General features: G+C 68.6%; 4 protein-coding genes. All 4 read left to right on the forward strand.

Annotation, left to right across the window (positions count from 1 at the left end; genetic code table 11):
• A partial coding sequence (locus tag G6023_RS15765) for a hypothetical protein (RefSeq protein WP_206681000.1) occupies positions 1–201 on the forward strand: 201 nt, incomplete at its 5' end.
• A gap of 189 nt (positions 202–390) precedes the next feature.
• Positions 391–1,557 carry an ADP-forming succinate--CoA ligase subunit beta gene (gene sucC, locus G6023_RS11970; protein ID WP_120283984.1) on the forward strand — a complete coding sequence of 389 codons (1,167 nt, stop codon included), beginning with the start codon at positions 391–393 and terminating at the stop codon, positions 1,555–1,557.
• 22 nt (positions 1,558–1,579) lie between these two features.
• On the forward strand, positions 1,580–2,482 hold the full coding sequence (gene sucD / locus G6023_RS11975; protein ID WP_182635657.1) for a succinate--CoA ligase subunit alpha: 903 nt from the start codon (positions 1,580–1,582) through the stop codon (positions 2,480–2,482).
• A 127-nt stretch (positions 2,483–2,609) separates the two neighbouring features.
• The coding region (locus G6023_RS11980; RefSeq protein WP_182635660.1) for a cell division protein PerM at positions 2,610–3,727 on the forward strand (1,118 nt) is incomplete at its 3' end.

Consider the following 3,727-nt stretch of genomic DNA (forward strand, 5'->3'; position numbering starts at 1 on the left):
GCCGACCCGGTGCGCACCGGCAGGGGGGATGACGACGGGAGTCGCGGCTTCCTCGAATTGCGACTTCTGCACCGTGTCGTTTCCCCTCTGCGTTCGCGCCGTGATCTTTTCGTGATGAACGTCGTCCAACGTAACGGATCGGCAACGGTGCCGCAAGGTTGTCGGCGGCGCGTGAGGGAGGGGTGCGTCACACCGGTGTGACTCGTGGTGCCCGAGGGGCTCCGGGGTGCCCATGTGTGGGGTGTGACGGTTCGGACTGCCGTCCGGTGTGATCCAATACACACAGCTACCCCCAGTGTGCGACGGGGGACACACCACGCGCCTAGGATGAGGCAGGACTCGGCTTTCAACAGGGCCGGGCGAATCTACCCACGTCAAGATGGTGAGCTGATGGATCTCTTTGAATACCAGGCAAAGGCTCTTTTCGCGAAGCATGACGTGCCCACCACCCCGGGGCGCGTCGCGGACACCGCGGAAGAGGCCGAGAAGGTTGCGGCCGAGATCGGCAAGCCTGTCGTCGTCAAGGCGCAGGTCAAGGTCGGAGGCCGTGGCAAGGCCGGCGGCGTGAAGCTGGCGGAGGATGCCAAGGAGGCCCGCGCCCGGGCCGAGGACATCCTGGGCCTGGACATCAAGGGCCACATCGTCAAGAACCTGCTGGTCGCCGAGGCCAGCGACATCGCGGAAGAGTACTACATCTCCTTCCTGGTCGATCGGTCGAACCGCAACTACCTGGCCATGTGCTCGGTCGAGGGCGGCGTCGAGATCGAGCAGGTCGCCGAGGAGTCCCCGGACCGCCTCGCCCGGATCAACATCGACCCCACGGTCGGTGTCGACGAGGCCAAGGCCCGCGAGATCGCGAAGGCCGGCCACCTGCCGGAGGAGGTGCTGGACGCCGCTGCGGTGACCATCGCCAAGCTGTACGACGTCTTCATCAACGAGGACGCCACGCTGGTCGAGGTGAACCCGCTCGTCCGTACGCCGAATGACGAGATCCTCGCCCTCGACGGCAAGGTCACCCTGGACGAGAACGCCGAGTTCCGTCACAAGGAGACCTTCGCCGACTTCGCCGACGCGGGCACCACGGATCCGCTCGAGCAGAAGGCCGCGGAGAACGACCTCAACTACGTCAAGCTGGACGGACAGGTCGGCATCATCGGCAACGGCGCCGGTCTGGTCATGTCGACCCTCGACGTCGTCGCCTACGCGGGCGAGAACCACGGCGGCGTCAAGCCCGCCAACTTCCTCGACATCGGCGGCGGTGCCTCTGCCGAGGTCATGGCCAACGGTCTCGACGTCATCCTCAATGACGAGCAGGTCAAGAGCGTGTTCGTCAACGTCTTCGGCGGCATCACCGCGTGTGACGCGGTCGCGAACGGCATCGTCAAGGCCCTGGAGATCCTGGGCGACGAGGCCAACAAGCCCCTCGTGGTCCGGCTCGACGGCAACAACGTCGAGGAGGGTCGCAAGATCCTCGCCGAGGCGAACCACCCGCTCGTGACCCTGGCCGACAACATGGACTCCGGCGCCGACAAGGCCGCCGAGCTGGCCGCCAAGTAAGAAGCTAAAGGACCTTACACACATGTCGATTTTCCTCAACAAGGACAACAAGGTCATCGTCCAGGGCATCACCGGCGGCGAGGGCAGCAAGCACACCGCCCGCATGCTCGCGGCCGGTACCCAGATCGTCGGCGGCGTCAACGCCCGCAAGGCCGGCACGACGGTGTCCCACAAGGACGCCGACGGTAACGACGTCGAGCTGCCCGTGTTCGGTTCCGTGAAGGAGGCCATGGAGGCCACCGGCGCCGACACGACGATTCTGTTCGTCCCGCCGCCGTTCACCAAGGACGCGATCATCGAGGCCGTGGACGCGGAGATCGGGCTCGCCGTGGTCATCACCGAGGGCGCCCCGGTGCTGGACACCGCCACCGCGTGGAACTACAACGTCGCCAAGGGCGGCAAGACCCGCATCATCGGCCCCAACTGCCCGGGCATCATCACGCCGGGCGAGTCGCTGGTCGGTATCACCCCGGCCAACATCGCGGGCAAGGGGCCGGTCGGTCTGGTGTCCAAGTCGGGCACCCTGACCTACCAGATGATGTACGAGCTGGCCGACTACGGTTTCTCGACCGCCATCGGCATCGGTGGCGACCCGATCGTCGGCACCACGCACATCGACTGCATCGAGGCCTTCGAGAACGACCCGGAGACCAAGGTCATCGTCATGATCGGCGAGATCGGCGGCGACGCCGAGGAGCGTGCGGCCGAGTACATCAAGGCCAACGTCACCAAGCCGGTCGTCGGCTACGTGGCCGGCTTCACCGCCCCCGAGGGCAAGACGATGGGCCATGCCGGCGCCATCGTCTCCGGCTCCGCGGGTACCGCGCAGGCCAAGAAGGAGGCCCTGGAGGCCGCGGGCGTCAAGGTCGGCAAGACGCCGTCCGAGACCGCGCAGCTGGCCAAGGATCTTCTCGACGCCATGTGATCCGCCCGCGGTGGCCCTCCCGGCCACCGCGAGTGAGCAGGCCCCAGCGACCCCCGTCATCCCCGGATGGCGGGGGTCGCGGCGTGCCGGGGGTGCCCCGCGCCGGCGGGTATCTACGGTTGTCAGAGTGAGTCCCCCACGCGTCATCCGGCCCGCTGCGAGACGGTCGCCCGCGGGTGCCCGCTCGTTGTTGTGGACGGCGGCCGCCGCGGCGCTGCCCGTCATCGTCTCCGTATTGGTGCTGGCGGCGCTCACCCTGGCGGTTCTGGTGTTCGCCGCCGACGGATTCGACTCGCTGTTCGCGGTGGTCGCGGTGGAGTGGCTGGTGGTCAACCGGGTGCCGCTGACCGTGGACCGGGTCGAGCTGGGGTTCCTGCCGTTGTTGCCCGCGCTGATCTATGTGGCGGTCCTGGCCCGGCAGACCCGTGCGGTGCTGGCGGACGTCGAGCAGCCGGGCCCGCGCGAGGCGGGTGCGGCGATGGCCGGTGTGACGCTGGCGGGGCTGTTGCTGACCGGGCTGGCGACGCTGCTGGTCGGGTCGGCCGCCTCGGATTTCGCGGTGCGCGAGTCGGCCCTGCCGACGGCGTTGCTGTGGACCGCGGGTGTGGGGATCGTGGGTTCGGGGCTGGGGGTGTGGCTGTACTTCCGTCGCGACCTGCGCGAGATACTGCCGCTGTGGGTGCGCGGGGGGATCCACCTGGGCGCCGCGTTCGTCGCCGCGACGTGGGCCGTCGCGACACTGCTGGTGCTGGTCGGACTGGTGATGGCGTGGGAGCCGGTGGGGTCGGTCCTGGAGATCGGCAAGGGCGTCGTGGGCACGGCCGCACTCACTGGCATCTCGGTGGCGTACCTGCCCAACGTGGTCATGACCGGGGCCGCGCTCATGGTCGGCGGGGAGGCGCACCTGGGCGAGGCCTCGTACAGCGTGTTCGCGGTGTCCCGGGGGCCGATGCCTGAGGTGCCGCTGGCGGCCGTCCTGCCCACCACCAACCCGCACTGGGTCGTGCAGGGCCTGTTGCTCGTGACGGTGTTCGTGGCGGCCGGGCTCGCGAGGTCGGTCGCGCACTGGTTCCGCACGACGGGGGACGCCGTCAAGGCGACCTGGTTGGCCGCGGGGATCGTGGCCCTGGTGATCGCGGTGAGCCCGGTCATCGCGGGCGGTCGGCTGGGGATGCTCGGCACGGTCGGGACGGGCTCGCTCATCGCGGCGTCGATGGCCCTGGTGCTGTTCGGCATCATCGGGTC

Source organism: Dietzia sp. DQ11-71 (assembly GCF_014144995.1).
GTDB lineage: Bacteria > Actinomycetota > Actinomycetes > Mycobacteriales > Mycobacteriaceae > Dietzia > Dietzia kunjamensis.